The following is a 26,520-nucleotide window of genomic DNA, read 5'->3' as shown; positions in this document are numbered from 1 at the left end:
AAGGTTAGGTCTTCAGCGACCGGACCGCCTCGATGCGCGCCGAGATCTGTTCGGAGTTCGCCGCCGCAAGCACCGGTCCGCCGCAGAGCCGACGGAGTTCGTTGTGGATCCAGCCGTGCGGCTTGCCGGTGCGGTGATGGGCCAGGGTGACCAGTGCGTTGAGCTCACGCCGCAGGTCGCGCAGCTGGCCGTGCGTCGTTGACACCACCGGCACCGTTCCGCCCGCCGCGGTCCGGCGGTCCAACTGTTCTTCCTGCCTGCGCCGCAACAGATCTCGCATCTGGGTGGCATCCAGCAGACCCGGGATGCCGAGATAGTCGGCCTCCTCGTCACTGCCCGCCGGCGTCGCCGTGCCGAACGACGAGCCGTCGAAGATCACCTGATCCAGCTCGGCGTCCGCGCCAAGCATCTCGAAGCCGTTGTCCATCTCGCTGGGCTCGGACTTCTGCTTCTCTTCGTATTCTTCGAACTCGTCGCCCTGCGACTCGCGATGCGGCTTGCCCAACACGTGGTTGCGCTGCGCTTCCATCTCGCTGGCCAGCATGAGCAGGTTCGGCACCGACGGCAGGAAGATGCTCGCCGTCTCGCCCGGTCGGCGGGAGCGCACGAACCGGCCGATCGCCTGCGCGAAGAACAGCGGGGTCGACGCGCTGGTGGCGTACACCCCCACCGCGAGCCGGGGCACGTCGACGCCCTCGGACACCATGCGCACTGCCACCAGCCACCGGCTGGTGCCCTGCGAGAACTTCGTGATGCGGTCCGACGAACCCTTGTCGTCCGACAGCACGATCGTCGGCGCCTCGCCAGTGAGCTCCGTCAGCAGCTTCGCGTAGGCCCTGGCCGCGGTCTGGTCGGAGGCGATGATCATGCCGCCGGCGTCGGGTACGTGTTGACGCTTCTGCTGCAGCCGGGTCTCGGCCGCAGCGATGACCGCGGGCATCCACTCACCCGTGGGATCCAGCGAGGTCCTCCAAGCCCGTGCCGTGTGCTCGGCGCTCAGCGGCTCACCAAGGCGGGCGGCGTGTTCCTCGCCCGCACTGTCCCGCCACCGGGCCTCGCCCGAGTACGCCATGAACACCACCGGCCGCACCACACCGTCGGCCAGCGCGTCGGCATACCCGTAGGTGTGGTCGGCCTGCGAGCGCTCCAGCCCGTCGGGGCCGCGCTCGTACCTGACGAACGGGATCGGACTGTCGTCGCTGCGGAAGGGCGTGCCGGTCAGCGCCAGCCTGCGGGTCGCGTCGTCGAATGCCTCCCGGATCGCGTCGCCCCAACTCTTGGCGTCTCCGCCGTGGTGGATCTCGTCGAACACGACGAGTGTCTTGCGGTTCTCGGTGCGGACCCGGTGTCGGCCGGGGTGGCTGGCCACCTGGGCGTAGGTGACGACGACGCCGTGGTACTCGTCGGAGTTCTGCGCCGATGAGTTGCTGAACTTGGGGTCCAGCGACATCCCGACCGCTGCGGCGGCCTGCGCCCACTGGACCTTGAGGTGCTCGGTTGGGACCACGACGGTGATCCGCTCGACGACGCCCTGGGTCAGAAGCTCCCCGGCGATGCGGAGCGCAAACGCCGTCTTGCCTGCTCCCGGGGTCGCGACCGCGAGAAAGTCGCGAGGAGCCGACGTTAGATAGCGCACCAAAGCCCGACGCTGCCAGCCCCGCAACGCCTGGGTGCTGGGCGCTGTGTAAGCCCGCACCCTGAGACTCCTATCTGGTCGAAGGGCAGTCTAGGGCAAGGGGTTCCGGCTGCGCATTTCCTCTCGGCGTGTCGTCGACGACCCGCGTCCAGAGCTTTGCCACCTCGTTCCCAAGGTGGACTCAGGCTCTGGACCTACCGTCCGCTGGTGCACACCCGTCGGACGTTCCTTGCGACCATCGCAGGTACCGCTGCCGTCCTCGGTAGCGGTGTCGGTAGGCCCGCCGCTGCGGCCGCCGCATCGGGTCTCGACCCCGGGTCCATCGCGGCACTCAACGCCGGGCAGACGCCGACGCAGTGGGGCATGGCGCTGCCGGGGATCGTGACGGGGTTTGCGGCGACGGGTCGCCAACTCGCGCTGACGTTCGACGCGTGCGACCACGCGTGCGACGAGGCCTTGTTGAACACGCTGCAGCGCAACAACGTGCCTGCCGTGCTCTTCCTCTGCTCGAAGTGGATCGATGCCAACCCTGGGCGGGCCGAGCAGTTGGCCGCCGATCCGTTGTTCGAGATCGGCAATCACGGCACGCGCCACGTACCGCTGTCGGTGACGGGCCGGTCCGCATACGGGATCGCGGGAACGACATCCGCCGACCAGGCGGTCGACGAGGTGTGGACCAATCAGACCCGCCTCGCGGCGCTCACCGGCAAGGCGCCATCCTGGTACCGCACGGGCACCGCCCACTACGACGATGTCGCCGTACAGATCGTGCACGAGCTCGGGCTCACTCCCGTCGGCTTCTCGGTCAACGCCGACGAAGGCGCGACCTTGCCGGCAGCCAAGGTCGGCGCCGCGATCACGGGAGCGACGCCGGGGTCGATCGTGTTGGCCCACATGAACCATCCCGCGTCGGGCACCTCCGCGGGGGTGGCGGCCGCGATTCCGGCGCTGAGCGCGGCCGGGTGGGAATTCGTGCCGTTGGCCGGGCAATCGGTTCAGTGACGGTTCCTACGCGATAGTCCGGTCGGCCACGCGCAGAATGATCGGATGCCGCAGGAGACGCCCGCCGAGCACGATCCGTTCGTCCGGGTCTTCGGCTCCCGGGTGCACAACCTGCGCGGCGTCGACGTCGCCGCCCCGCGCGACGCACTCGTCGCGTTCACCGGGATCTCGGGGTCGGGGAAGTCGTCACTGGCCTTCGGCACGATCTACGCCGAGGCGCAACGCCGCTACTTCGAGTCCGTCGCCCCATACGCCCGCAGGCTCCTGCTGCCGACCGGCGCGCCCAAGGTCGACGACATCACCGGGCTGCCGCCCGCCGTGGCGCTGCAGCAGCGCCGTGGCGCGACATCGTCGCGGTCGTCGGTCGGCACGGTCACGACGCTGTCCAACCTGTTGCGGATGCTCTTCTCCCGCGCCGGTACGTTCCCGCGTGGCTTCACCGAGCGACTGGACTCCGACGCGTTCTCCCCGAACACCGCCGTTGGCGCCTGCCCCGAGTGTCACGGCCTCGGCCGCATTCACCAGGTCACCGAGGACACGCTCGTTCCCGACCCGTCGCTGACCATCCGCGAGGGCGCCGTCGCCGCATGGCCGGGAGCCTGGCAGGGGCAGAACCTGCGCGACATCCTCATCACGCTCGGCTACGACATCGACAAGCCGTGGCGCAAACTCCCAAAGCGGCAACGCAATTGGATCCTCTTCACCGACGAGCAGCCGACCGTCGAGATCCACCCCCACCGACATGACGTGATCGCCGATTACACCTACAACGGCACCTTCTCCAGCGGCGAGCGGCACGTTCGGCACACGCTGGCGAACTCGCAGAGCGCGATGATGCGCAGGCGGGTGCTGAAGTTCGTCGACAGCGTCGACTGCCCGGTGTGCGACGGATCGGGGCTGCGGCCCGAGGCGCTTGCCGTGACGTTCGCCGGCCAGAACATCGCGGCGCTCGTCGCGCTGCCCTTGATCGAACTCGCAGATGCGCTCCGGCCCGCCGCCACCCGCACCGAGTTCGAGGCCGCCTACGAGTCCACTGAGTCGGGTGAGCTGACCGAGGTCGCGACGATGATCGCCGCCGACCTGGTCGCCCGCATCGAGGTCCTCATCGACCTCGGACTCGGCTACCTGACGCTGAGCCGTCGCACCCCCACGGTGTCGCCGGGCGAGCTGCAACGTCTGCGGCTGGCCACCCAGCTGCGCGCGGGCCTGTTCGGTGTCCTCTACGTCCTCGACGAGCCGTCGGCAGGCCTGCACCCGGCTGACGCCGAGCCGTTGCTCGACGTGCTCGACCGACTCCGGCGGGCGGGTAACTCGCTGTTCGTCGTCGAGCACGACATGGACGTGGTGCGCCGCGCCGATTGGATCGTCGACGTCGGGCCCGGCGCAGGCGAGCTTGGTGGTGAGGTGCTTTACAGCGGGCCGGTGGCCGGCCTTGCCGACGTGGCCGCGTCCGTCACCCGCGATTACCTGTTCGGCGACCAGGCCCCCGCCGCCCGCACGCCGCGCCACCCGTCGGGCACCTTGGCGTTGCGGGGCATCCGCTTTCACAACCTGCGCGATCTCGACGTCGACATCCCGCTCGGCGTGTACACCGCGGTCACCGGGGTCTCCGGCTCTGGCAAGTCGACGCTCGTCTACAAGGTTCTCGGCGACGTCGTCAGGCGGCAACTAGGTGGCGGCGCGATCGAGGAGACCGACGGCGACGAAGGTGACGCCGAGATCGTCGACCTCGATCACGATGCGAGCATCGGCGTGACGGCAGACGGCGTCGAGCAGATCAAGAGGCTGGTCGCCGTCGATCAACGCCCGATCGGCCGGACCCCGCGCTCGACGTTGGCTACTTACACAGGGCTGTTCGACGCCGTGCGGAAGGTCTTCGCGGCGACTCCCGTGGCGCGGCGGCGAGGCTGGACGGCGGGCCGGTTCTCCTTCAACGTCGCTGACGGCCGCTGTCCCACCTGTCAGGGCGAGGGTTTCGTGTCGGTGGAACTGCTGTTCCTGCCGGGCACGTACGGCATGTGCCCGACGTGCCACGGCGCCCGTTACAACGAGGACACCCTCGAGGTGCGCTACCGAGACCGCACGATCGCGGACGTGCTCGCGATGACGGTCGACGAGGCGTCGGAATTCTTCGCCGACGTTCAGGGCGCGGCGCGGAGTCTTGCCACACTGCAGGAAGTCGGGCTGGGGTATCTGCGCCTAGGCCAGCCCGCGACGGAGCTGTCCGGTGGGGAGGCGCAGCGGATCAAGTTGGCCTCGGAGCTGCAGCGGCCGCGGCGCGGACACACCCTCTACGTCCTCGACGAACCCACCACCGGCCTGCATCCCGCCGACGTGGACCTGTTGGATCGTCAGCTGCACCGGCTGGTGGACGCGGGCAACACCGTCGTGGTGGCCGAGCACGACATGCGGCTGGTGGCAGGCACCGACTGGGTCATCGACCTCGGGCCCGGAGCGGGCGATGCCGGCGGTCGCGTGGTGGCGTCGGGAACTCCGGGCGAGGTGGCCCGTGCGGAGGGGAGCCGCACTGCGCCGTATCTGGCAGCCCGGCTCCCCGCCTACTCGACGAAGTAGTTGTCGTTGGCGATGAACCAGGCGCTGCGTTCCTCGTCGGTCAACTCGTGGAGCTGCGCGAGGCCCTCGAAGTAGTGCTCACGGGGTGCGCCGGGAGCGAACAGCATCAGGATCGACGCGGGCTCGTCGGCCTCGTTGCGGAAACCGTGCACGCCGCCAGGTGGGACGTAGAGGAAGTCGCCCTGCGTGCCGTCGATCCAGTCGGTGCCGTCGTAGAGCCTCATCGCGCCAGACAGCACGAAGAAGGCCTCCGACATCGCCCGGTGGAAGTGCGGCCCCGGCCCGCCGGCCTTCGGCGCGAGCTCGACCCGGTACAGGCCGTAGTCGCCGTTGGTGTTCTGCTGGTTGGCCACGTAGTGGTACTGCACCAACCCGAAGGAGTCGTAGTCCGGCGGTTGGTCGCCTCGGCGCAGCCACGCACTGACCTCGGGTTCGTCCTTGGTATAGCGGGCCGGGGGATAGGGCAGCACGTTTTTGAGGCTCCAGAGCGACACACTTCCAAGCTAGACCGGGAAGCTGACTCCGGTCAGTTCCTCGGAGACCGTCCACAGCCGACGCTGTGCGTCCACGTCGTGCGACGGCGCGCTGGACGACACGATTTTCGGGTAGCCGCGTTGCTCGGCGAAACCGTCGGGGCCGTAGTACTGCCCGCCGATGACGCTGGGGTCGGTGGCCGCCCGCAGCGAGGGGAGGGCGCCCATGTCGGGGCCCTGGAAGAGGGGCTCGACCAGTCGTGTCAGCGCGCCGACCAGCGGCGGCAGGTTGCGCGTCAGCTCGGTCCTCGATCCGCCGGGGTGAGCCGCGGTGGCGATGGTCTGCGTGCCGGCGAGGCGGCGCTGCAGTTCATAGGTGAACAGCAGGTTGGCCAGCTTGGCCTGCCCGTAGGCGCCGACGCGGCTGTAGTCGCGGTCCCACTGGAGGTCGTCGAAGCGGATTCCCTGACGGGCGAAGCGGTGTCCGACGCTGCTGACGGTAACCACGCGCGATCCAGGTGCGGCGAGCACGCGGTCGAGCAAGAGGCCGGTGAATGCGAAGTGGCCAAGATGGTTGGTGCCGAACTGCAATTCGAAGCCGTCCTTGGTCGTCGACTTCGGGGTGAACATCACTCCTGCGTTGTTGATCAGCAGGTCGATGGCGTCGTGGTCCGACTTCAGCTGTTCGGCGGCCGAGCGAACCGAGTCGAGCGAGGTCAGGTCGAGCTCCTGCAGGTCGACCTTGGCGCCGGGAGTGGTCTGCGCGATGCGGAGCGCTGCGTCCTTGCCCTTGTCGAGGTTGCGGACGGCGAGCACGACGTGCGCACCCTTGGCCGCGAGTGCCGCGGCGGTCTCGTAGCCCAGACCCGTGTTGGCGCCAGTGATGACGGCGACGCGGCCGGTCTGGTCGGGAATGTCGGCGGATGTCCACTTAAGCATTGGTTCTCCTCGGTACAGTGTTAAACGGAGCAGACGCCCCGTTTGGTTACGACTATACGGAACGTACGCCCCGCTTAACTATTCCCGAGGTGTGAATTGGCTCAACCCGACCGGCCGCTGCGCGCGGACGCGGCCCGCAACCGCGCCCGCGTACTCGAGGTCGCCTACGACACCTTCGCGGCCGAGGGGCTCTCGGTACCGATCGACGAGATCGCCCGGCGGGCCGGCGTCGGCGCAGGCACCGTCTACCGGCATTTCCCCACCAAGGACGACCTCTTCCGCGCGGTCATCGAGGACCGCATCCGCGGAATCGTCGACGACGGCCACGCACTGCTGACGTCGGGCGATCCTGGCGACGCGCTGTTCACCTTCCTTCGTTCGATCGTGCTGCAGTGGGGCGCGACGGACCGCGGCCTCACCGACGCGCTCGCCGGCGCCGGGATCAAGATCGACGACGCGTTACCCCAGTTCGAGGAGGCGTTCCTGTCGTTGCTTGGCGGGTTGCTGAGCGCCGCGCAGGACGCGGGCACCGTGCGGCGCGACGTCGGCGTCAAGGACGTGAAGGCGATCGTGGTCGGATGCCAGGCCATGCAGGCATACACGCCGGAGACCGCCGGGAGGCTTACTGAGGTGGTCTTGGACGGTCTCCGAGCGCCCTAGCGACCTTGCACTCGCCATGGCCGAGTGCTAGAAATGACGTTGGCACTCGCGATCGGCGAGTGCTAGGTCGGGACGGTGAGTCTAGGGCCGCACCTGCGGGAGCACACCCTAGGCGTCCGTCGCGGGCACTGATCCCGGCCACACACGTGCGATCCCCAAATCCGGAGGAATCACTTCGCAATGGCCAAGACAATTGCGTATGACGAAGAGGCCCGTCGCGGCCTCGAGCGGGGCCTCAATGCCCTCGCTGACGCGGTAAAGGTGACGTTGGGCCCCAAGGGCCGCAACGTCGTCCTTGAAAAGAAGTGGGGCGCCCCCACGATCACCAACGATGGCGTGTCCATCGCCAAGGAGATCGAGCTGGAGGACCCCTACGAGAAGATCGGCGCCGAGCTGGTCAAAGAGGTCGCCAAGAAGACTGACGACGTCGCGGGTGACGGCACCACCACCGCCACCGTTCTCGCTCAGGCACTGGTCCGCGAGGGCCTGCGCAACGTCGCTGCCGGCGCCAACCCGTTGGGCCTGAAGCGCGGTATCGAGAAGGCCGTCGAGAAGATCACCGAGACGCTGCTGGCGTCTGCCAAGGAGGTCGAGACCAAGGAGCAGATCGCTGCCACCGCGGGCATCTCCGCCGGTGACCAGACCATCGGCGACCTGATCGCCGAGGCCATGGACAAGGTCGGCAACGAGGGCGTCATCACGGTCGAGGAGTCCAACACCTTCGGCCTGCAGCTCGAGCTCACCGAGGGCATGCGTTTCGACAAGGGCTACATCTCGGGCTACTTCGTCACCGACGCCGAGCGTCAGGAAGCGGTCCTCGAGGATCCGTACATCCTGCTGGTGTCGTCGAAGGTGTCGACGGTCAAGGATCTGCTGCCCCTGCTGGAGAAGGTCATCCAGTCCGGCAAGCCGTTGCTGATCATCGCCGAGGACGTCGAGGGCGAAGCCCTTTCCACGCTGGTGGTCAACAAGATCCGTGGCACCTTCAAGTCCGTCGCCGTCAAGGCCCCGGGCTTCGGTGACCGCCGCAAGGCCATGCTGCAGGACATCGCGATCCTGACCGGTGGCCAGGTCGTCAGCGAGGAGGTCGGCCTCTCGCTCGAGACCGCTGACGTCGCGCTGCTGGGCACTGCTCGCAAGATCGTCGTCACGAAGGACGAGACCACGGTCATCGAGGGCGCCGGGGATTCCGACGCCATCGCGGGCCGGGTCGCGCAGATCCGTGCCGAGATCGAGAACAGCGACTCCGACTACGACCGCGAGAAGCTGCAGGAGCGCCTGGCCAAGCTGGCCGGCGGTGTTGCGGTGATCAAGGCCGGAGCTGCCACCGAGGTGGAGCTCAAGGAGCGCAAGCACCGCATCGAAGACGCGGTCCGCAACGCCAAGGCCGCCGTCGAAGAGGGCATCGTCGCCGGTGGCGGCGTGGCTCTGCTGCAGTCGGCTCCCGCGCTCGACGACCTGAAGCTCGAGGGTGACGAGGCCACTGGTGCCAACATCGTGCGTGTCGCGCTGTCGGCTCCGCTGAAGCAGATCGCCTTCAACGCTGGCCTGGAGCCGGGCGTCGTCGCCGAGAAGGTTTCCAACCTTCCCGCCGGCAGCGGCCTGAACGCGGCCACTGGTGTGTACGAGGACCTGCTGAAGGCCGGCGTTGCCGACCCGGTGAAGGTCACCCGCTCGGCGCTGCAGAACGCGGCGTCCATTGCGGCTCTGTTCCTCACCACCGAGGCCGTCGTCGCCGACAAGCCGGAGAAGGCGTCCGCACCCGCGGGCGACCCGACCGGTGGCATGGGCGGTATGGACTTCTAAGTCCAGCTACTACGAAAGGCCCGGCTCGCTTGGCTTGCGAGCCGGGCCTTTTCGTGTCCGCGCTCCCCGCCGAGTGTGAAGGTGGCGACGGTTTTCGCCGATTTTGTCGTGAGGTTCCCACTCGCGTTCAGAGCGGTATGCAGTCGTCGCCGCAGCCGGTCGCCGAGGCCGCGGCGGCCGGGGTCGCTGGGCGATGCAGCACCGCGTGGCTGGGCACGACCCGTAGCGGCGCGTCATCGGCGCTGAGCAGCCCACGACCGTCGACGATCAACGTGTAGCCGCCAGGTTCGCGCGGAGGCCACAACAGCGTGACGCCGTCATGCGCGGCCAGGTTCCGGCGCGTGCCGCCGCCGACCGTTCCGACGTCGAGCACGTCGTCGCGCAGCACCGGATCGACCGCGACGGTGCGCGCCTGGTAGTCATCGCCAACGGTGATCAGATAGGCGAAGGCAAAATCGGCCAGCGCATCGGCGAGCTGATCCAGATCCACCTTCACGCTCATGACGTGAGGATAGTGCGAAACCTAGTCGAACGGGCTTGGGTCGAGGAACCGCCGAAGCACGTTCTCGGTAATGCGCGACACGTTGTTGTCGTAGTCGTTCGGCGACAGACTCCCTGCCCACGCGATCGAGCCGACGGAGAACACGGCCCCCGCGTTGGGCGTCTCGAAGAAGACGAGATCGGCACGGGCATTGGGGTTCTCGGCAGCGCCCAGCGCCGGTCCCGTCTCGAGGAATTCCTCCGGCACCAGATAGTAGGCGTTGGTGTGCTGCTCCGAGGAGGCGAGGATGTAGGCGTTCGGCGGAGTTCCCAGCCCAGCGCCGGCGCGATCGAGCTCGAGGCCAGCGGCGCCGCCACCGATCAAACCGAAGTCGCCGATCAGTTCGTCGTCGTCGACACCGGCGAAGATGAAGGCCACCTTGGGCGAGAAGCTGTCCGGTTTGCGACAGTAGTGCGACGACAGATCGAAGCCCTGGCAGGAGAATCCGACGCCGACGAGCTTCTGCGGCGCGCGGCCCTGTCGCAGCCACAATCCGCCGTAGCGGCCGTCGAAACCCTGGTAGTACTCGCCCGCCTCCGCCGCCCACGCCCGCACGCCGGTCTCCGCGCGACGCAATTCGATGATGCCGGGACAATCCGAGTGAAATGCGATGCGCCAGTAGAACCCGTCGCCGCCGAGATACATCAGCCGGCCGCCGCTGTTGCGGTAGTCGTGGTACGCCTCCCACATCTCGGTCGAGGTGTACTCGGGGTGCGATCCGGTCAGCACGACGGCGTACGGTTCCAGCAGGCCGTAGCCGGCGTAGTGCAGCTCCTCGTCGGTGTAGACGTCGACGCCAAACCCCTTGGCATCTAACCAGTCAACGATGTGGGTGTCGGCGTTGAATTGCCACAACTTCGATGATCCGAAGCCACCGAGAAGGCACTGCACCTTGGGGCGCATCTGCAGCAGCGGCCGCAACCGCGACGAGTAGCAGATACCGCTGCCGTCGGAATGCTCGTCGTAGAGCGACCCGCCGTACTCCCAGTGCTCGTTGAGGAACAGATCAGGTGGGGTCAGGACGTTCAGGATGTTGTTGAGCAGCTCGCCGTTTCCGCCGTCCGTGCCGAGGTGGTCGTTACCGTAGGCCAGGTAGCTCGCCGTCGGCAGAATCAGCGCGATCCGTTGCTCCTTGCCCGGTGCGGGTCCGACGGTGAACGGGATGTACTCCTCGGCTCCTTCGGCGCGAAGTCGCGCGGCGTAGACGCCGCTCGTCATCGTCTCGGGAACCGTCAACTCGAAGTCCGTTTCCCATGCGGCGTCGTAGATGTCGTCGTCGTGGAAATGGATCGCGCCCCATTGGGACGGGTTCCGTTTGAAGTCCATCTCCTCGCCGGTCCAATTCCACCCGGTCATGGCACGGGCGGGGAAGTTCACCACCGTGCCGTGGAGCTCATTGGGCGATCCGTCGATGGCGGTTTGAGACGACATCTGTGAACCGAAGTCCCAGGCGCCCATGAGATCGTCGGCCTCGACGTCGCTCCAGATCCGGGGACTGTCGATCTTTCCGTTGAACACCGCTGCCGGACCGGGGAACGCTGCGAAAAGGAGAGGGCCGTTGTGCGCCTTCGGCAGCTGGTCCAGTCGAGCGTCAACCACGCCGGCGTCGTCGATTCCGGGTACCGGGTCGAGGGGGATCTGAAAGACCGAGACCGTGCGGGTCGCGGCATCGAGGCTCGCGCCGACCCGATACCAACGCCGGACCTGCAACGGTTTACCGACCGTCACGACGGAATCTCGTGCTCCGTCACCGGTTTTCAGTGCAACGCCGCCCGCTCCGTCGACGATGAGCGCAAAGCCCTCGGAATCGGACCACTTCGTGATGAGCCCCTGCACACCCTTTGCCGGCGTTGTTGGCCAGATGAAGGCCTCCACCGAGAAGCTCTCCAAGTTCTCGAGGACCGGGCGGCTCGGCACCTCTACGTAGGAGCCGGCCTTGATGTGCTGCGGGCGCCCAGGGTGGACACCGTTGACGGATGTATCGACGACGACCTCCTTGACGCCGGGACCGTCGGGATTGGTGTCACCGCATATGATCCGGACGACCTCGGCGTGATATTCGGGCGCCGCTTCGCAGTTGACCTTGAACGCGACGGTATCGCCGGGGCGGCAGTAGAGCTTGTCGCTGTAACCCGTGAGCGTGAGCATGGGAATCAGCCGAGGACGAGGTCCTGGCCGACGTGCTCCTTCCAGCGCAAGGCGAATACTTCGCGTTCGGCCGCCGCGAGATCGGTGAACTCGGTGTCGAGGAGGCGAACGGGTTGGCCACGTTCACCGGTCAGTCGTGCCAAGCGCCATCGCCGATGCGGGGTGACCTCGATCAAGACGTACTTGCCCGCAAGCGGCTCACCACGAAGGACATTGAGGACACGCTGCAGCCCCGGGCTGTGCAGGCCGACCGGAGTGGCCATGAACTCCCGCGCATGGGGAAGATCCGTGATCGGATCGATGCGATAGGCGGACTGAGTCATCGATGCGCATCGTAGATCCGCGTCGAGACTCACGCACGGTGAACTCGTCTAGGCAACCGGCGCGGGCTGCCTGCCGCGGATCAGCTTGCCGGGACGCGCGGAGGTCGGCACGCCGTTCTCGGCGATCACCTCACCGGAGACGACGGTCGCGACGTAACCGTCGGCGGACTGGTCGAGACGGCGTCCGCCCCCTGGCAGGTCGCGCGCGACGACGGGCCGGTGCAACCGCACGGCCGCGTGGTCGATGACGTTGACATCGCCCTTGTAGCCGACGGCGATGCGGCCCCGGTCCGCCAGTCCCGCCACCCGGGCGGGCACGGTCGTCAGCTCGCGCACCGCCTCGGCCACCGACAGCCGGCCCGACGCGCGGTCGCGTGCCCAGTGCGCCAGCATGTAGGTGGGAAAGCTTGCGTCGCAGATCATTCCGTAGTGTGCGCCGCCGTCACCCAAGCCGAGCACGACATCGTCCCTTCCGAACAGGGTGGCCACGGTGTCCAGTGACGCGTCCCGGAAGTTGGCCAGCGTGATCAGCAGCATCGCGTGTCCGTCGTCGTCCAGTACGCGGTCGTAGGCCTCTTCGAGGGGGCTGACCCCGCGTGCCCGCGCCCTTGCGGCGATGCTGTCCGACGCATCGGGCTCATAGTTCGGCGGCTCACCCAACGGGAACATCCAGTCCCACGCCTGGACCGCGAACATCAGCGGATGCCCGTCACTCGCCGGTGTGTCCGCCAAGATGCGTTCGCGCACTTCGGGTTTGCGCATCTCGACGACACGCTCGGCAAGCGGCAGGTGCGCCAGCTCCCGGTAGCTCGGATACAGGACGAACGGATTACCGGACAGCTCGAGGCCGATGACCAGCCCGATGGGCCGCGGGAAGACCTGCGCGCTGACCTCACCGCCTGCCGCATTCGCCTTCTCGACCAGGTTGAGCCCCTCCTCGAAGAACGGGTCGCCCGCGTTGCCGATGGCCAACGTGAACGTCACCGGCAGGCCCACGTCGGCGGCGACGTCGAAGACCGTCTGCAGCGCGGGCTCGTAATCGCCGGCGACGAGGTCAGGGACGAACTGGATCAGCCCGCCACCCGCGTCCTTGACGCCGCGGGCGATTGCCTCGATCTCGTCGTGACCGGCGTCGAAACTCGGTATCGGCATGCCGCTTTCGGACTTGTGCAGCGTCAGCCGCGATGACGCGAAACCCATGGCGCCGACTTCGACGGCCTCGGCCGCCAGCTTGCGCATCTGGGCGAGGTCTTCTGCGGTGGCGGGTTCGCGATCGACGCCGCGCTGCCCCATCACGTACACCCGAAGCGGGGAGTGCGGCAGGTACGCCGCGACGTCGATGTCTCGCTTGCCCGCATCCAGGGCATCGAGGAACTCGGGGAAGGTCTCCCAGGTCCATGGCAGTCCGTCCACCATGACCACGCCGGGAATGTCCTCGACGCCGGCCATCACGTCGACGAGGACGTCGTGGTCCTCGGGCCTGCATGGCGCGAAGCCGACCCCGCAGTTGCCCATCAGCGCGGTCGTGACGCCGTGCGCCGACGACGGGACCATGCGGTCCGACCAGATCGCCTGGCCGTCGTAGTGGGTGTGCAGGTCGATGAAGCCGGGGGTGACGAGCAGGCCCGTGGCGTCGAGCTCGCGCGTCGCCTCGCCGTCGACGGAGCCGACTGCGGCGATCACCCCGTCGGAGATCGCGACGTCGCCGACGTACGGGTCACCGCCGAGTCCGTCGACGATCGTGCCGTTGCGAATGCAGAGGTCGTAGGTCGCCGCCGGGGCGGCTCCGGAATCGAAACCCATGACCTGAATGTACGACTTCATTCTGAGCTTCTGTCGGTGGCAGATGCCAGGATGAAGCCGTGATCGATCACTTCGGAATCATCTGCGCCGATTACACCAAGTCGAAGGAGTACTACGACGCCGTGCTGGGAGTGCTTGGCCACTCCCGGCAGATGGACGTCGGGCCCGCCATCGGGTACGGCCGCAACGGCAAGCCCGACTTCTGGATCGAGGATGGCACCGACCGTGAGGTGGGCGCGCCGATCCATTTTGCCTTTCAGGCCACCAGCACCGACGAGGTGAGGGCCTTCTACGACGCCGCTCTGACGCTGGGCGCCGAGTCCCTCCACGAGCCGCGGTTGTGGCCCGAGTACCACCCCGGCTACTTCGGTGCGTTCGTCCGCGACCCCGACGGCAACAACGTCGAGGCCGTGTTCCACGGTGCGCAGCCGGCGGGCTAGCTCCCCAGCGCGTCGGAGTACCTGGCGCGCCACGGTTTCCGGTATCTGCTCGGAGCCCGTGACGCCTTAAGGTGCTCGATTGCCGACGCTGTCGGGGACGGGTTGCATGATCCGGTTCGACAGGTCCAGGAGCGCGCGGTGGAGGTCGGCATCGTCGATGTCGGCGAGCAGGGGATCGGCGGCCGTCTTGCCCACCCCGCCGAACAAGACTGAGAATGCGATCCGGCTGATGGGGTCGGGTGTCGGCCCCTCCATCAACTCGCGAAGTCGGTCGGCCACGGCCTTCAGGTCGGGCTGAGCCATCATGATTTGCTCGATGCCGGGGTCGCTGTTGATCATCACGGCCAGTTGTCGATGGCGTACGACCATCTCCACCATTCCGCTGATGGCGACCGCCCGCTGTGCTTCCCAACCGTCGAGCGCGTCGGCGATTCTGATGACGCGAGCCATGTCCTCGATCGTCGGACGCATCACTTCCATGACGATGTCTTCCTTGGACTGAAACTGGTAGTACACAGCAGCTTTGCTGACCCCGACGCGGTCGGCGATCATCTTGAGCGATGTGCCATGCACTCCGTGCTCGGCGAACAGGCTGAGGGCGGCATCGAGGACTCGTTCCCTGGCGAGGCCCCGGGGTGACACTGGCTTCGCCAAGTCGCTTTCCTCCTCAGATGCACGAGCCGACCAAGTGTTTCAGGGTAGCCCCCCGCGGCTGACCCGTATGTCGATCGACTCTGATTAACTTAGCCGATCGGCTTGTCATAGTTAGTGGTATCGCTTAATGTTTGGCGAGCTAACTATCGACCAGCGCAACCTCCGCCATCGGTGACGGCTGGGTGAAGTGCAGGTCAGGCGAACGAGAGGCCCATCAGTGCTCGGACTTGTGAAGCGGGCGTGGATTCCGCTGCTCATCGCGGTGGTCGTCGCGTTAGGGGGATTGGTGGTCTATCGCATGCACGGGTTCTTCGGCTCGAACAACGAGATCACCCGACCAGGCGCCGGCCTCGCGGAAGACGCGGAGCCGTTCGATCCCAAAGTCGTGAAGTACGAGATCTTCGGATTGGAAGGCGCCGTGGCGACCATCAACTACCTCGACCTCGAAGCGACACCGCAGAAGGTGACGAACGCACCTCTGCCCTGGTCGATCACCCTGACCACCACCGCACCGTCGGCCAGCGCCAACATCGTGGCCCAGGGCGACGGCGACAGCATCGGCTGCCGCGTCACGGTGAATGACGAGGTCAAGGCGGAGAAGACGTCAGTCGGAGTGAAGGCACAGACCTTCTGCTTGGTGAAGTCCGCATGAGCGCCAACCACGCAGACGAAAACCGCGTCGGCAAGCACCCGGCGATTCCTCGCTTCATTCGACTGTTCTGCGTGCCGGTGCTGTTGGGCTGGCTGGCGCTGACCGCCATCGTGAACGTCGTCGTACCGCAATTGGAGGAGGTCGGCCAGGAACACTCGGTGTCGCTGACTCCCGATGATGCGCCGTCGCTGCAGGCAATGAAGCTGATGGGCAAGGTCTTTCAGGAATCCGATTCCAACAGCACGGCGATGATCGTCCTGGAGAGTGAGAAGCCACTCGGTGACGAGGCCCATCACTACTACGACGGTCTGGTCACGAAGCTCAGAGCGGACCCCACGCACATCCAGCACATCCAGGACTTCTGGGGCGATCCACTGACCTCGGCGGGTGCGCAGAGCGCCGACAACTTGGCGACCTACGTGCAGATCTACCTTGCCGGCAACCAGGGCGAGACGTTGGCGAATGAATCCGTCCAGGCGGTGAAGGACGTGGTGGCCGCTGATCCGCCGCCGGCGGGCTTGAAGGTCTACGTCACCGGGCCGGGGCCGCTGGCATCGGACCAACAGCACGCAGGCGACAAGAGCCTGCAGCTGGTCACCATGGTGACGGTTGGGGTCATCCTGGTCATGTTGCTACTCGTCTATCGCTCGGTCGTCACCGTGGTCATGGTCCTGCTGATGGTGATGCTCGAGTTGCTGGTGGCCAGGGGCATGGTGGCGTTTCTCGGCTACCACGAGATCATCGGGCTCTCGACGTTCGCGGTCAATCTCCTCACCATGCTCGCGATCGCGGCAGGCACCGACTACGCGATCTTCCTCGTCGGCCGCTACCACGAGGCGCGTCACGCCGGCGAGGACCGGGAGACCGCGTTCTACACCATGTATCGGGGCACCGCCCACGTGATCCTTGGTTCGGGCCTGACGATCGCAGGCGCAACCTTCTGCCTCAGTTTCACCCGATTGCCCTACTTCCAGACCCTCGGTGTGCCGTTGGCAATCGGCATGTTCGTCGTCACGTTGGCGGCGCTCACCATGGCGCCGGCGCTGATGACCGTGGCAAGTCGATTCGGCCTCCTCGAGCCGAAACGTGCCTCCAACACGCGGCTGTGGCGTCGGATGGGCACCGCCGTCGTGCGCTGGCCCGGCCCGATTCTTGTGGCGACCATCGCGGTCGCCTTGGTCGGGCTCCTCGCCCTACCGTCGTACACGACCAGCTACAACGACCGGAAATACCTGCCTACCGACATCGAGGCCAACGAGGGCTACGCGGCGGCGGACCGACACTTCTCCCAAGCTCGCCTCAATCCGGAGGTGCTCCTGATCCAGGCCGACCACGACCTCCGCAACTCCGCGGACATGCTCATCGTCGACCGGATCGCCAAGTCCGTGTTTCACCTGCCCGGCATCGCCCGAGTCCAGACCATCACCCGGCCACTTGGTACCCCGATCGAGCACACCTCGATCCCGTACCAGGTCAGCATGCAGGGCGTCACTACCCAGTTGAACCAGTCCTACTCGGAGGACCGCACGTCGGACCTCATTGGGCAGGCCCAGGACATCTCCAACACGATTGGCATCCTGCGACAACAGCTTTCGCTACAGCAGGAGAGCGCGGCCGCCCAACACGATCAGACCGAGGCGTTCCACAACACCATCAAGATCGTGAACGAACTGCGGGACAAGATCGCCGACTTCGACGACTTCTTCCGGCCGGTGCGCAACTACCTCTACTGGGAACCGCACTGCTACGACATCCCGTCGTGCTCCGCATTGCGATCGGTATTCGACGCCATCGACGGCATCGATGAGCTCAGCGACCAGTTCGGCAATATCACGGCGAGTCTGGACAAGCTCGATGCCATTCAGCCGAAACTGGTTGGCCTGCTTCCACCTCAGATCGCCAGCCAGGAAGCCAACCGCGACCGGATCCTGACCAACTACGCGACGCAGAAGGGTCAGCAGGATCAGCAGGCCGAGCAACAACAGAACTCGAACGCGATGGGTCAGGCGTTCGACGAGTCCAAGATCGACGACTCGTTCTACCTACCGCCCGAGGTCTTCGACAATGCGGACTTCAAACGTGGCATGAAACAGTTCGTGTCGCCGGATGGAAAGGCCGTGCGCCTCATCATCTCCCATCAGGGGGACCCGGCCAGTCCAGAAGGCATCTCCCACATCGCCGAAATCAAGAACGCGGCATTCGAAGCCATCAAGGGAACGCCTCTCGAAACCTCGAAGATCTATCTGGGCGGCACCGCGGCGACCTACAAGGACATGCAGGAGGGCAGCAACTACGACATCGTGATCGCTGCCATATCCGCACTGTGCTTGATCTTTGCCATCATGCTCATCATCACCCGAGCAGTCATCGCCGCGCTTGTGATCGTCGGCACGGTGGTACTGTCACTCGCGGCCTCGTTCGGGCTGTCAGTTCTGTTGTGGCAACACATCATTGGACTCGACCTGCACTGGATGATCTTGGGGATGTCGGTGATCATCCTGCTGGCGGTCGGTTCGGACTACAACCTTCTTCTGGTGTCCCGCTTCAAGGAAGAACGCCACGCGGGATTGAAGACGGGCATCGTCAGATCGATGGGCGGCACCGGCAGCGTGGTGACTTCAGCCGGTTTGGTGTTCGCCTTCACCATGATTTCGTTTGCGGTCAGCGACCTACGCGTACTGGGACAGGTGGGCACGACCATCGGTCTTGGACTGCTGTTCGACACCCTGGTGATTCGGTCGTTCATGACGCCGGCCATCGCAGCACTGATGGGCCGCTGGTTCTGGTGGCCGCTGAACGTACGTACCCGCCCCGCCCGGCCACAACGCGAGCTGGCGCCGGCCGGATCTGCGGGCCGGCACAGCACCGAACCGCCGCCCGATGACGAGTTGACGACGGAATGAGTCGGTGCCGGACGGTAGCGTTTCGGGCATGTCTGACTCTGACACCGCAGCGGTCCGCGAACTGCTGCGCGATTCGTTCACCCGGCTCATCGAGCACGTCGACGACCTCACCGACGGTCTGTCCGACCAACTGTCCTGGCACCGGCCCACCCCGGACGCCAACAGCATCGCGTGGCTGATCTGGCACAGCGCCCGCGTGCAGGATGCGCAGCTCTGCGAGATCGCCGGCGTCGAGCAGGTGTGGTTCCGCGACGGCTGGGCCGACCGCCTCGACCTCGACCTGCCGCGCGACTCACACGGCTACGGTCACACCCCGGACCAGGTCGGCAAGGTGCGCCCGACTGCGGACCTGCTGGCCGGCTACTACCACGCCGTGCACAAGGTGACGCTGGAGTTCGTCGCCTCGGTGACACCGGAGGAGCTCGACCGCATCGTCGACCGACGCTGGACCCCGCCCGTCACCGCGAGCGCACGACTGGTCAGCATCATCGACGACTGCGCCCAGCACCTTGGCCAGGCTGCCTACATCCGAGGCATCGCAGGCTGAATGACGGCCACGACCGCGGTCCGGTGGTGGCCACTGGTCGGGCTGGCAGGACTCGTCGCCCTCGGCCTCGCCGTCGGCAAGGGCACCACGCCCGTTGACGCCTGGTTCACCCGCACCGGCGAGGAGCATCCGCTGCTCGGCAGGCTGCTGTTCTTCACCGACGGGCGCGTGGTGCTCGTCGCGTGGGCCATCGTGTTGGCGGCCACCCTGTTCCGCAGGCGATGGCGACTCGCCGCAGTGGACGTGGCGACACCGCTCCTCGCGGTCGCCGCGGCGCGGCTGTGCAAGCGGTTGTTCGGCAGGCTCAGCGACGGGGTGCTCGCGTACCCGAGCGGGCACACGACGCTCGCCGTCGTCGTCCTCGGGCTGGCGGTATTGGCGGCCGGGGTGACGGTGTGGTCCGTCGCGGCGGCATCGGTGGTCGCCGTGCTCGGGGTCCTGGGCCAGGCCTTCACCTACCACTACTTCACCGACACCATCGGCGCGGTGTTCCTGGGTATCTCGGTGGTCTGCCTGGCGGCCTGGGCCGCCGGATTTGACAGGTGTCAACCCGACTGCGATCTGAGTCACAACGGCGGTTAGCATGGGCCTATGACAGCAACGCCCGAAGTGGACGCCACCGACGCCGCCACCATCCTCAGCCCCGCGACCGGCGCCGTGGCAGGAACCGTGCGCTGGACCGATCCGGCCGACGTGCCGCGCATCGCCGCCGGGCTGCGACACGCGCAGCGGGAGTGGGAGGCGCGCGGCGCAGCAGGCCGAGCCAAGGTCCTGGCCCGTTTCGCGGTCTGGATGGGTGAGCACCGCGACGAGATCGAGGCGCTGCTGATCAAGGAGACCGGCAAGTCTGCGACCGACGCGGCGCAAGAGGTACCGATGCTCATCATGATCGCCTCGTACTACGTCAAGACGATGGAGAAGGCGCTGGCGCCCGAGAGCCGTCCGGCCGCGCTGCCATTCCTGGCGATCAAGAAGATCACCGTGCACTACCGGCCCCGCCCCGTCGTGGCCATCATCGCGCCGTGGAACTACCCCGTCGCCAACCTTCTGATGGACGGCATCGGCGCGCTCGCAGCGGGTTGCGCAGTGTTGCTCAAGCCGTCCGAGCGCACCCCGCTGACCGCCGAGCTGCTGCTGCGCGGCTGGATCGACTCGGGCGCGCCCGAGGTCATGGCGATCGTCCAGGGTGCACGCGAGGCCGTCGAGGCCGTCGTCGACGACGCCGACTACGTCCAGTTCACCGGCTCGTCCGCCACGGGTGCCAAGGTGGCGGAACGCGCGGCGCGGAGGCTCACCCCGATCAGCCTCGAGCTCGGCGGCAAGGACCCGATGATCGTGCTCGAGGATGCCGACGTCGACCTGGCCGCGCACGCCGCGGTGTGGGGGGCCTTCTTCAATGCAGGCCAGACGTGCGTGTCGGTCGAGCGGGTGTACGTGCTGGAGCCCGTCTACGACCAGTTCGTCGCCGCAGTGGTGCGCGACGTCGAGAACCTGAAGATGGGCCCAGGCGACGGGAACGACTTTGGCGCGTTGATCGACGACACCCAGGTCGCCGTCGCGGAGCGTCACGTCGCCGACGCACTTGCCAAGGGGGCGAGGGCGCTCACCGGCGGCAAGCGGCCCACCGGGCCCGGCAGCTTCTACGAGCCAACCGTGCTCGTCGACGTCGACCACTCGATGGACTGCATGATGCAGGAGACCTTCGGACCGACGTTGCCCATCATGAAGGTGTCGACCGTGGCCGAGGCCGTGCGGCTGTCCAACGACAGCCCATACGGCTTGAGCGCTTCGGTGTTCTCGAAGGACATCGAGCGTGCGAAAGACGTTGCCGTCGAACTCGATTGCGGAGCCGTCAACATCAACGACGTCATCTCCAACCTGATGTGTACCACCGCGCCGATGGGCGGCTGGAAGACCTCGGGCATCGGGGCTCGCTTCGGCGGCGCCGACGGGCTGCGCAAGTTCTGCCGCCAGGAGGTGATCGTCTCACCGCGCACCAACGTGGGCGCGGGCGGGACGTACTACAACAACTCGCTGAAGTCGACGAAGCGGATGAACAAGATGATGACCAAGCTCGCGTTGATCCGGCCGCGCCGCGCGGCCAAGTAACCCGACCTTCGCGCTACCTTCCGTTCACCCGCGCGACACCGTCGCTTATGCCGGGGTCGATACCTTCTGTCCGTGACCATGCTTCAAGGGACCGAGTTCTATTCCGTTCGCGACGACGATGACGACGACCCCGTGCTGGTGCACCACCCGAGCGGATCGGATGTCGACACCTGGCGCGAGGGTTACCCGTACGACGAACGCATGTCGCGCCACGATTACGAGGGGCAGAAGCGGCTGCTGCAGATCGAGCTGCTCAAGCTGCAGAAGTGGAGCCAGTCCAACGGCCTGCGACACGTCTTCGTATTCGAGGGACGCGACGCAGCGGGCAAGGGCGGCACGATCAAGCGCTTCATGGAGCACCTCAACCCCCGCGGCGCCCGCGTCGTCGCGCTGGAGAAGCCCACCGATCGTGAACGCACGCAGTGGTACTTCCAGCGCTACATCAAGCATCTGCCTGCGGCGGGCGAACTGGTGCTGTTCGACCGGTCCTGGTACAACCGGGCCGGCGTCGAGCGGGTGATGGGTTACTGCACGCCCGACCAGCACGCCGAATTCATCCGCCAGGCACCATTGTTCGAGCAGATGCTCGTCAACGACGGCATCAGCCTGACCAAGTTGTGGTTCTCGGTCACGCAGGCCGAGCAGCGCACCCGCTTCACCATTCGCCAGGTCGACCCGGTGCGTCAGTGGAAGCTGTCCCCGACGGACCTCGCGTCGCTGGACAAGTGGGAGGCCTACACCGCGGCCAAGGAAGACATGTTCGAGCTCACCGACACCGACGTCGCGCCATGGACGGTGGTCAAGAGCAACGACAAGAAGCGCGCCCGCATCAACGCCATGCGCTACGTGCTCGGTAAGTTCGACTACGACAACAAGGACCACGAGGTGGTCGGCCACGCCGACCCGCTCATCGTGGGACGTGCGCTGACTGACTGACCGTGTACCGCGCGCGCGTCCCAGACAAGGAGGACGCGCCGTGCGGTTCGTGGCTGCGCTTCTGATGTGGGTCCTCACCACGGCCGCGCTGGCCGTCGCGGTGCCCGCCGCGTGGGCGCAGCACAACGTGATCGACGAAGCTGGTTACGCGACGTTGGCGACGTCGGCCGCGAAGGATCCCGCGGTGCAGAGTGCGATGGCCGCAGAGCTCACCAGTCAGCTCGTCACGCTGGCCGCCAACAGCGGCTACGACGTCCGGCCCGATCTCTTGAGCGGCGCGGCCACCGCGTACACCCGGAGCGCCGCCTTTCCCGGCCAGTTCGCGCAGGCGAACCGGATCGTGCATCGCTGGTTGTTCACCGACATCGTCCAGACGTCCGACGCGTCGGGACGCTGGCAGATCGACCTCTCGCCGATGCTGGCGGACAGCTCGTTTCAGGAGACGTTGCGAGACTTCGGCATCCGAGCGCCGTCGACACTGGTCGTCCCGCTGACCGAGAACGTGTCCGACTCACTGCGCCCGGGCCAGCTGCGCCAGGTGGCCCGTTGGGGTCCGTGGGCCAGCGTCGGTGCGATGGTGCTCACCGGCGTCCTCGCGTTGCTCACCTTGGCCGTGGCGCGTTCGCGCGGCAAAGCGCTTGGGGCCTTGGGCGTTTCGGCGCTCATCGTCGGGGCCGCAGGCTGGGCGGGCATCGAGGTGGCGCAGCGCTACGTCGACCGTGCGCTCAATCAGACCACCGGCGACATCCGCGACATTGCCCAGGCGATGGTGGGCCACGCCGAGGGCAGCCTGCATCAGTGGCTCAACCTGACGTTGGCGGCGGGTGGCGCTCTGGTGCTGTTCGGCGTGGTCGTCTCGATGGTGGGCGGGCTGCTGCGCAAGAGCGTTTAGGGCTCGATCACCTGGGCTGTCGACTTCTGCATCATGGTCGCGCCCGCGCGAAATATGCAGCCCTGGCGCAGAATTCGACGCACTTGCCGGGCTAGGGTTCGATCACGTGTGACGGGTCCGGGCGACGTTCCGGCGGGCCCTGGCTGTAGTCGCCCCACGGTCCGTCGCGGCGCTCGACTGCGGCGCGCACTCCGTCGTTGCCCGCGACGTCGATGAACTCCAGCGCCTCGGGGGTGTTGCGCATCAGCCCGTCAAGGATTCCGCCGAGCGTCTGGGTGGAGGCCAGGCCCATGTTCTCGTAGGCCTGGTTGACGATCAGCTTCTGAGCTCGTAACTGGGACAACGGGATTCGGGACAACTTGGCCGCGATCTCGGCGACCCGGGCCTCGAGGCGTTCGAACGGCACCGATTCGTTGATCAACTCGACGGCGGCGGCCTCGACACCGGTGAGCGGCTCCCCGGTCAGCGAGTGCCACTTCGCCTTGGCCAAGCTGAGCCGGTAGAGCCACATGCCGGTGAGGTACGCGCCCCACATCCGGCTGTACGGCGTGCCGATGACGGCGTCGTCGCTGGCGATCACGATGTCGGCGCACAGCGCGTAGTCACTCGCGCCGCCGACGCACCAGCCGTGCACCTGGGCGATCACCGGCTTCGACGCGCGCCAGATCGCCATGAACTTCTGCGTGGGACCGGTCTCGCGGGAGGAGACCATCGCGAAGTCCTTGCCGGGATCCCAGCGGCCGTCGGTGTTCATGGCCTCGCCCCAGCGCTGGAAGCCGCCCCCGAAGTCGTAGCCGCCGGAGAACGCCCGTCCGGCGCCGCGCAGCACGATGACCTTGATCTGGGGGTCCCGCTCGGCCAGTCCGATGGCGGCCTCGATCTCGTCGGGCATCGGCGGCACGATGGTGTTGAGCTGGTCGGGCCGATTCAGCGTGATGGTGGCGACGGGCGGTTCGGTTTTGTAGAGCAGGGTCTCGAAGTCTGGCGTCGTCGGCATAGCAGCAGTCGAGTCATTTGCGCGTCGGAAGTCAAGGGCGGCGTGTCGGCGAGCCGCCAAGATGGGGGCCTGAGCATCCGTGCCTGCACCGAGATGCGGCCGTCGGGTTCGCCGCGCTATGCGGAATCGAATGGGAAGCCTGGTGCTGACGTAATGGCCGTGGACGCACGCCTCAGCTTCAAGTAGTTCTTAACGCCGAGCCATCGGATGGCGTTGCGCATGGTTGCCGAGAGCTGCGGCAATGCCGTTGCCGGGTCGACTATTACCGGATCGGCAACCTCGTAGGTCTGACCACGCAACTGGAGTGATGCCCGCCCGGCCACTTGTACGTTACGCAGCCAGTCGACATTCGTTCCGTATGGCAGCGCAATGAGGAAACCGTCGCGTACTCGCATGGCCATCAGCGGCGTTGCGTAGCTCTTGCCCGACCGCCGTCCGGTATGCCGCAGCAGAGCGGTGTACCAATACTTGCTGCCGGCCATTCGGGCCATGAAGGGGTTGATTACACGTTGATTGAATCGGCTCCCGGTCTGAGACATGTTAGTTCCCTATGGGTTTGGCAGGGCAAGCCTGTGTGGTGTCGTCAGCTTGCTGCAGGAATTGTTCGATGAGATCTGCGATCAGCGTGGCCCCTCGGGTGTTTTGATGGATCAGGTCGGTCGTCAGCTGCAGACCGCGGCGGTGCGAAATGCTATCGAATGAGCGGCGCAGCACGAAGTGTTGTGTCGCCGCGCTCGCCGAAAGTAGGCGGCCGTCGCGATACCGGATTCCCGGCGTTGTTGCCATGGCTGTCAAGTAGGCAACTTGGCGTTCATGCAGCGCTAGATATGTCACGTTGCGCGCAGTGGCTATTTCCTTGATCACGGCGCTGTAGTCCGCCGACCGCTGGACGGATGGCGAGCCGAGTTCTTCGCCGAGGACCGGAAGTGACAGAAGGGCAACCCGTGCCGAGGTTTCCGCGCAGAGGCGGTCGACGATCGCGGTGAGATTTTCGCGGAACCACTCGATAGTCGGCCGCGTGGGCAGCTTCTTCATCCGCGTCATCATCTGGACGTTCTTCTCAGACAGGCTGGCGTTGGCGTCGTTGGTCCCGATCAGCACCGGCACCGCATCGGGCCGTAGGTCGACCACCGAGTCGAGCCGCTGCAGCGCGTTGTAGGCGAGGTCGCCGTTGGCGCCGGCGTTCGTGAACATGACAGTGCTGCCGACGTGTCGTGTGGCCAGCATCTTGATGAAGTCGGCGCTGACCTGCCCCCGCGTGAGACTGTCGCCAAGGCAGACGACGTGCCGCTGGGAAGTTGGTGGCATAGCGGCTCCTCTTGGTTAGTGAGTATTCACCCACCGCTAGAGTGGGTGAAGACTCACAAACTTGTCAAGGTGGAGGTGGATGTGAGTACGAGAGATCGCATGCTCGACGCGGCCGCGCACGTCATGCGCACCCGCGGAATGGCCCGCGCGACCACCAAGGAGATCGCGAAGGCGGCTGGCTACTCAGAGGCGGCTTTATACAAGCACTTTCGCGACAAGACCGAGATATTCCTGACTGTGCTGACAGAGCGTGTACCGAGCACGTTGGGGGTTGTGCTAGCCAACCTCGTCCAACAAGCGGGCGAGGAATCTGTGCAAGACACGCTGCACGAACTCGCGCGAGCGGCGCTCGACTTCTATAACGAGACGTTCGTGATGGCCGCGTCGGTGTTCTCTGAACCGCAACTGTTGGCAGCCCACCGTGCCGCTGTGTTGGAACGCGATGCCGGCCCGCACCGTATCAGCGAAACCGTGGCCAATTACATTGCAGCCGAACAGAATCTAGGGCGCATACGGCCGGATGTCGACTCACGGTCCACTGCCGCTCTGCTGCTGGGGGCATGCTTCCAGCACGCGTTCCTGAGCCGCTTTGCCGACACGTCGATGGATGACCAAACGGTGGATCACACCGCCGCGGGGCTTGCTCAAACACTGTTTAGGGGACTCGACCCCGAGTCGTAGCCTGCCTAATGGTGGCGCGACCTGGGACACGACCATCCCGATGGAGGAGTTCGCCGAGCCGAACTGCTATAACCACCGCGGTGCTCCAGTAGGCGGTTCGGAACCTGACCGAACGCGGGAAGGCGCCGCTACGATGAGTCGCTCGGAGGCGCTGGGTCCGGATCGCGGTTTGGCGGGTACGCCGCCCAGATCTGCCCGTTGACCTTGATGTTCGGCGTGCGGAAGTATCCCCAGCCAACCATGAGGACGAAGCACATGGCGACGAACGCGATGGAACTCTGAAGGTCGGGTAGCCCGGCGATGAACGCGACGGCGGCTCCGACGATGGTGGCGGTCCAGTAGATGCGGCGCTTCACCGCCCGCTTCGGGGTCCGGGCGGTGTCCCAGCCCGGCAAGAGGAGCCCGACGAGCAGGATCGCCAAGGCGGCATAGAAGATGTACAGGGACAGCGTGCTCATGAGACCACCCTATGGCCCGATGCGACGAAGCAGCCCAA

Annotated in this window: 25 protein-coding genes; 13 read left to right on the top strand and 12 right to left on the bottom strand. The window is 66.3% G+C overall.

Features of this window, described 5'->3' with window-relative positions; all coding sequences use genetic code 11:
- Nucleotides 1-4: 4 nt before the first annotated feature.
- Nucleotides 5-1,696, bottom strand: coding sequence for a DEAD/DEAH box helicase (locus HNP02_RS08730; RefSeq protein ID WP_184437188.1), 1,692 nt, complete (start codon nucleotides 1,694-1,696; stop codon nucleotides 5-7).
- A 147-nt stretch (nucleotides 1,697-1,843) separates the two neighbouring features.
- On the opposite strand from HNP02_RS08730, the gene HNP02_RS08725 reads away from it, so the two are divergent.
- Complete coding sequence (locus tag HNP02_RS08725) at nucleotides 1,844-2,638, top strand: polysaccharide deacetylase family protein (protein ID WP_184437186.1); 795 nt, start codon at nucleotides 1,844-1,846, stop codon at nucleotides 2,636-2,638.
- Nucleotides 2,639-2,683: 45 nt separating this feature from the next.
- The gene (locus HNP02_RS08720; RefSeq protein WP_184437184.1) at nucleotides 2,684-5,212 is read left to right on the top strand and encodes an excinuclease ABC subunit UvrA; all 2,529 of its coding nucleotides are present in this window, start codon (nucleotides 2,684-2,686) and stop codon (nucleotides 5,210-5,212) included.
- Here HNP02_RS08720 and HNP02_RS08715 read toward each other — a convergent pair.
- Nucleotides 5,197-5,706, bottom strand: coding sequence for a cupin domain-containing protein (locus tag HNP02_RS08715; RefSeq protein WP_184437182.1), 510 nt, complete (start codon nucleotides 5,704-5,706; stop codon nucleotides 5,197-5,199). The genes HNP02_RS08720 and HNP02_RS08715 overlap by 16 nt on opposite strands.
- A 9-nt stretch (nucleotides 5,707-5,715) precedes the next feature.
- Complete coding sequence (locus tag HNP02_RS08710) at nucleotides 5,716-6,624, bottom strand: SDR family NAD(P)-dependent oxidoreductase (RefSeq protein WP_184437180.1); 909 nt, start codon at nucleotides 6,622-6,624, stop codon at nucleotides 5,716-5,718.
- Nucleotides 6,625-6,720: 96 nt separating this feature from the next.
- Here HNP02_RS08710 and HNP02_RS08705 point away from each other — a divergent pair, with 96 nt between their 5' ends.
- Nucleotides 6,721-7,284, top strand: coding sequence for a TetR/AcrR family transcriptional regulator (locus HNP02_RS08705; protein ID WP_184437178.1), 564 nt, complete (start codon nucleotides 6,721-6,723; stop codon nucleotides 7,282-7,284).
- 180 nt (nucleotides 7,285-7,464) lie between these two features.
- The gene (groL, locus tag HNP02_RS08700; protein ID WP_184437177.1) at nucleotides 7,465-9,090 is read left to right on the top strand and encodes a chaperonin GroEL; all 1,626 of its coding nucleotides are present in this window, start codon (nucleotides 7,465-7,467) and stop codon (nucleotides 9,088-9,090) included.
- A gap of 127 nt (nucleotides 9,091-9,217) precedes the next feature.
- Here the strand turns inward: groL and HNP02_RS08695 are convergent, their stop codons facing one another.
- From HNP02_RS08695 to HNP02_RS08680, 4 genes are read right to left on the bottom strand one after another with little or no spacing between them, the layout of a single operon-like run.
- Nucleotides 9,218-9,592, bottom strand: a complete 375-nt coding sequence (locus HNP02_RS08695; RefSeq protein WP_184437175.1) for a pyridoxamine 5'-phosphate oxidase family protein — start codon at nucleotides 9,590-9,592, stop codon at nucleotides 9,218-9,220.
- Between the two features lie 21 nt (nucleotides 9,593-9,613).
- Entirely contained in the window at nucleotides 9,614-11,779 is a 2,166-nt protein-coding gene (locus HNP02_RS08690; RefSeq protein ID WP_184437173.1) for a LamG domain-containing protein, read from the bottom strand.
- 5 nt (nucleotides 11,780-11,784) lie between these two features.
- Nucleotides 11,785-12,102 (bottom strand): hypothetical protein, encoded by a 318-nt coding sequence (locus HNP02_RS08685; RefSeq protein WP_184437171.1) that lies wholly within the window; start codon nucleotides 12,100-12,102, stop codon nucleotides 11,785-11,787.
- A gap of 48 nt (nucleotides 12,103-12,150) precedes the next feature.
- Nucleotides 12,151-13,905 (bottom strand): amidohydrolase family protein, encoded by a 1,755-nt coding sequence (locus HNP02_RS08680; protein ID WP_184437169.1) that lies wholly within the window; start codon nucleotides 13,903-13,905, stop codon nucleotides 12,151-12,153.
- Between the two features lie 59 nt (nucleotides 13,906-13,964).
- Here HNP02_RS08680 and HNP02_RS08675 point away from each other — a divergent pair, with 59 nt between their 5' ends.
- A complete protein-coding gene (locus HNP02_RS08675; RefSeq protein WP_184437167.1) occupies nucleotides 13,965-14,345 on the top strand; it encodes a VOC family protein in 381 nt (126 codons plus the stop codon).
- A gap of 66 nt (nucleotides 14,346-14,411) precedes the next feature.
- Here HNP02_RS08675 and HNP02_RS08670 read toward each other — a convergent pair whose 3' ends face one another.
- Entirely contained in the window at nucleotides 14,412-14,999 is a 588-nt protein-coding gene (locus HNP02_RS08670) for a TetR/AcrR family transcriptional regulator (RefSeq protein ID WP_184437165.1), read from the bottom strand.
- A 217-nt stretch (nucleotides 15,000-15,216) separates the two neighbouring features.
- On the opposite strand from HNP02_RS08670, the gene HNP02_RS08665 reads away from it, so the two are divergent.
- From HNP02_RS08665 to HNP02_RS08635, 7 genes are all read left to right on the top strand, one after another.
- Nucleotides 15,217-15,651: an MmpS family transport accessory protein gene (locus HNP02_RS08665; RefSeq protein ID WP_184437163.1), complete on the top strand. Its 435-nt coding sequence runs from the start codon at nucleotides 15,217-15,219 to the stop codon at nucleotides 15,649-15,651.
- A complete protein-coding gene (locus HNP02_RS08660) occupies nucleotides 15,648-18,554 on the top strand; it encodes an RND family transporter (protein ID WP_184437161.1) in 2,907 nt (968 codons plus the stop codon). The genes HNP02_RS08665 and HNP02_RS08660 overlap by 4 nt, the downstream gene beginning before the upstream one ends.
- Nucleotides 18,555-18,582: 28 nt before the next feature.
- The gene (locus tag HNP02_RS08655; protein WP_184437159.1) at nucleotides 18,583-19,101 is read left to right on the top strand and encodes a mycothiol transferase; all 519 of its coding nucleotides are present in this window, start codon (nucleotides 18,583-18,585) and stop codon (nucleotides 19,099-19,101) included.
- On the top strand, nucleotides 19,102-19,683 hold the full coding sequence (locus tag HNP02_RS08650) for a PA-phosphatase (protein WP_184437157.1): 582 nt from the start codon (nucleotides 19,102-19,104) through the stop codon (nucleotides 19,681-19,683). It abuts the gene before it with no gap.
- Nucleotides 19,684-19,692: 9 nt separating this feature from the next.
- Complete coding sequence (locus HNP02_RS08645; RefSeq protein ID WP_184437156.1) at nucleotides 19,693-21,210, top strand: aldehyde dehydrogenase family protein; 1,518 nt, start codon at nucleotides 19,693-19,695, stop codon at nucleotides 21,208-21,210.
- A 78-nt stretch (nucleotides 21,211-21,288) separates the two neighbouring features.
- Nucleotides 21,289-22,146 (top strand): polyphosphate kinase 2, encoded by an 858-nt coding sequence (gene ppk2 / locus HNP02_RS08640; RefSeq protein WP_184437775.1) that lies wholly within the window; start codon nucleotides 21,289-21,291, stop codon nucleotides 22,144-22,146.
- 40 nt (nucleotides 22,147-22,186) lie between these two features.
- A complete protein-coding gene (locus tag HNP02_RS08635; RefSeq protein WP_184437154.1) occupies nucleotides 22,187-23,038 on the top strand; it encodes a hypothetical protein in 852 nt (283 codons plus the stop codon).
- Between the two features lie 91 nt (nucleotides 23,039-23,129).
- Here HNP02_RS08635 and HNP02_RS08630 read toward each other — a convergent pair whose 3' ends face one another.
- The 3 genes from HNP02_RS08630 to HNP02_RS08620 all read right to left on the bottom strand — a co-directional run bounded on the left by HNP02_RS08630 (nucleotide 23,130) and on the right by HNP02_RS08620 (nucleotide 25,343).
- Nucleotides 23,130-24,035 (bottom strand): crotonase/enoyl-CoA hydratase family protein, encoded by a 906-nt coding sequence (locus tag HNP02_RS08630; protein ID WP_184437152.1) that lies wholly within the window; start codon nucleotides 24,033-24,035, stop codon nucleotides 23,130-23,132.
- Nucleotides 24,036-24,151: 116 nt separating this feature from the next.
- Nucleotides 24,152-24,517, bottom strand: a complete 366-nt coding sequence (locus HNP02_RS08625; RefSeq protein WP_255506328.1) for a nitroreductase family deazaflavin-dependent oxidoreductase — start codon at nucleotides 24,515-24,517, stop codon at nucleotides 24,152-24,154.
- Between the two features lie 58 nt (nucleotides 24,518-24,575).
- Nucleotides 24,576-25,343: a GDSL-type esterase/lipase family protein gene (locus HNP02_RS08620; RefSeq protein ID WP_184437148.1), complete on the bottom strand. Its 768-nt coding sequence runs from the start codon at nucleotides 25,341-25,343 to the stop codon at nucleotides 24,576-24,578.
- A gap of 99 nt (nucleotides 25,344-25,442) precedes the next feature.
- On the opposite strand from HNP02_RS08620, the gene HNP02_RS08615 reads away from it, so the two are divergent.
- Nucleotides 25,443-26,024 (top strand): TetR/AcrR family transcriptional regulator, encoded by a 582-nt coding sequence (locus HNP02_RS08615; protein WP_184437146.1) that lies wholly within the window; start codon nucleotides 25,443-25,445, stop codon nucleotides 26,022-26,024.
- Nucleotides 26,025-26,152: 128 nt separating this feature from the next.
- Here HNP02_RS08615 and HNP02_RS08610 read toward each other — a convergent pair whose 3' ends face one another.
- A complete protein-coding gene (locus tag HNP02_RS08610) occupies nucleotides 26,153-26,482 on the bottom strand; it encodes a hypothetical protein (RefSeq protein WP_184437145.1) in 330 nt (109 codons plus the stop codon).
- Nucleotides 26,483-26,520: the final 38 nt, after the last annotated feature.

It is taken from the genome of Mycobacterium sp. AZCC_0083, from assembly GCF_014202335.1.
In the GTDB taxonomy this organism is placed as follows: domain Bacteria; phylum Actinomycetota; class Actinomycetes; order Mycobacteriales; family Mycobacteriaceae; genus Mycobacterium.
Note: the sequence above shows the minus strand (reverse complement) of the source record. Positions and strands in the feature narration are given on the sequence as shown.

Bases quoted from the DNA above. Each gene is read 5' to 3' on its own strand.
- HNP02_RS08720 (WP_184437184.1), top strand. From the start codon at position 2,684: ATGCCGCAGGAGACGCCCGCCGAGCACGATCCGTTCGTCCGGGTCTTC.
- HNP02_RS08710 (WP_184437180.1), bottom strand. From the start codon at position 6,624: ATGCTTAAGTGGACATCCGCCGACATTCCCGACCAGACCGGCCGCGTC.
- groL (WP_184437177.1), top strand. From the start codon at position 7,465: ATGGCCAAGACAATTGCGTATGACGAAGAGGCCCGTCGCGGCCTCGAG.
- HNP02_RS08695 (WP_184437175.1), bottom strand. From the start codon at position 9,592: ATGAGCGTGAAGGTGGATCTGGATCAGCTCGCCGATGCGCTGGCCGAT.
- HNP02_RS08690 (WP_184437173.1), bottom strand. From the start codon at position 11,779: ATGCTCACGCTCACGGGTTACAGCGACAAGCTCTACTGCCGCCCCGGC.
- HNP02_RS08685 (WP_184437171.1), bottom strand. From the start codon at position 12,102: ATGACTCAGTCCGCCTATCGCATCGATCCGATCACGGATCTTCCCCAT.
- HNP02_RS08680 (WP_184437169.1), bottom strand. From the start codon at position 13,905: ATGGGTTTCGATTCCGGAGCCGCCCCGGCGGCGACCTACGACCTCTGC.
- HNP02_RS08660 (WP_184437161.1), top strand. From the start codon at position 15,648: ATGAGCGCCAACCACGCAGACGAAAACCGCGTCGGCAAGCACCCGGCG.
- HNP02_RS08655 (WP_184437159.1), top strand. From the start codon at position 18,583: ATGTCTGACTCTGACACCGCAGCGGTCCGCGAACTGCTGCGCGATTCG.
- HNP02_RS08650 (WP_184437157.1), top strand. From the start codon at position 19,102: ATGACGGCCACGACCGCGGTCCGGTGGTGGCCACTGGTCGGGCTGGCA.
- HNP02_RS08645 (WP_184437156.1), top strand. From the start codon at position 19,693: ATGACAGCAACGCCCGAAGTGGACGCCACCGACGCCGCCACCATCCTC.
- ppk2 (WP_184437775.1), top strand. From the start codon at position 21,289: ATGCTTCAAGGGACCGAGTTCTATTCCGTTCGCGACGACGATGACGAC.
- HNP02_RS08630 (WP_184437152.1), bottom strand. From the start codon at position 24,035: ATGCCGACGACGCCAGACTTCGAGACCCTGCTCTACAAAACCGAACCG.
- HNP02_RS08625 (WP_255506328.1), bottom strand. From the start codon at position 24,517: ATGGCCGGCAGCAAGTATTGGTACACCGCTCTGCTGCGGCATACCGGA.
- HNP02_RS08620 (WP_184437148.1), bottom strand. From the start codon at position 25,343: ATGCCACCAACTTCCCAGCGGCACGTCGTCTGCCTTGGCGACAGTCTC.
- HNP02_RS08615 (WP_184437146.1), top strand. From the start codon at position 25,443: ATGCTCGACGCGGCCGCGCACGTCATGCGCACCCGCGGAATGGCCCGC.
- HNP02_RS08610 (WP_184437145.1), bottom strand. From the start codon at position 26,482: ATGAGCACGCTGTCCCTGTACATCTTCTATGCCGCCTTGGCGATCCTG.